Source organism: Vibrio sp. 1F255, assembly GCF_041439145.1.
Lineage (GTDB): Bacteria > Pseudomonadota > Gammaproteobacteria > Enterobacterales > Vibrionaceae > Vibrio > Vibrio crassostreae_C.
On the sequence record NZ_JBGONQ010000084.1, the window covers coordinates 1 to 1,251 of the forward strand.

Genomic DNA, 1,251 nt, shown 5'->3' on the forward strand with positions numbered 1-1,251 from the left:
CAATAGTTTGAATGGTGGACATAGTAACCTCCAGTTCTTCAGCGTGTACTAAGTAAGTATGGCACGCAGAGTGTCAGGTAGAGGGAGTCCATATCATTCGTTATATTTTTAATGGAGTTTTATGAACCAGTTTTTTGAAAATGAAACAACTCAACGAGTAATTTCTAAGTTCATCAATAGAGTTGATGGGTTAACTTACGAGTCAGACTTTGAAAGTAACCGCAGCAAACACCTGCTTGTTGTCTGCAAGGCTATAATAAGTAGCCCTGACTTGTGGGATTCGCGTTGCCAAATAAACATTGGTTGGGTTGGGGAGCATCTAGTTCATTTTTTGGGGGAGAGAACTGCAAGTTTGGATAAGGAAGAATTAGATAGCGCGATGGGGTTGTTGTTCAGGTTCCTTTTAGAGTTTCATTTGTCCACTCCAAATGACATTCATAGAGATTTAGAGAGGGCTAGACGCTTTTGTTCTGAGAACTCAACAAGTTTTTCCGATGAGGGGCAATCTGATATTCATTTCGCAATTAGTGAAATGCCTATTGCTATCTTAAAGGAAATCGCCAATAGTCCTGCTGTCGAAAGTGTCCGCAAACTACACTTGGCTAAGTCAAGCTTCGAAGATACAAAAAAATCATGGGACAAGGAGCTCAAAGAAAGAGAAGATCGAGCATCTAATTTAAAGCAATCTCTTGATACATATAAAGATGCTTTCAATTTCGTTGGGTTGAGTGATGGTTTTAACAATCTAGCAGAGCAGAAAAAGAAAGAAATTAAGAACGTCCTATTGTGGCTAAGGCTAGTATCTATTCTCATTCTATTACCCCTCATTTTCGAAGTGTCATATGTGCTAGCGAATATTGAAAAAGGTGCTGAATTGACGAGGATAATGATGTTGGTCGCTCTACCTACAGTTTCACTTGTCGTTATTCTGGTATATTACTTTCGAGTTCTTCTGACTAATTACAAATCCTTACAGTCTCAATTGCTACAAATAGATCTTAGAATGACCTTTTGTCGCTTCATACATAACTATTCTGAGTATGCAGGTGATATGAAGAAACAAGACAAAGATTCTTTGGATAAATTTGAAAGCATAATATTTTCAGGGATAGCTCCCAACGCTGATCATATACCATCTACTTTTGATGGTGTTGAGCAACTTGGTAAGCTAATAAAGTCTGTCAAACAATAAAAATATAACAAACGACTATGGCGTCAATGATTAATTTTTGGCTGTGTTTTCATCCCACA

Annotated in this window: 1 protein-coding gene; it reads left to right on the top strand. The window is 37.7% G+C overall.

The genetic code is table 11. The features are described 5' to 3' along the window. Nucleotides 1–121: 121 nt before the first annotated feature. Entirely contained in the window at nucleotides 122–1,192 is a 1,071-nt protein-coding gene (locus ACED41_RS21510) for a hypothetical protein (protein WP_371725668.1), read from the top strand. Nucleotides 1,193–1,251: the final 59 nt, after the last annotated feature.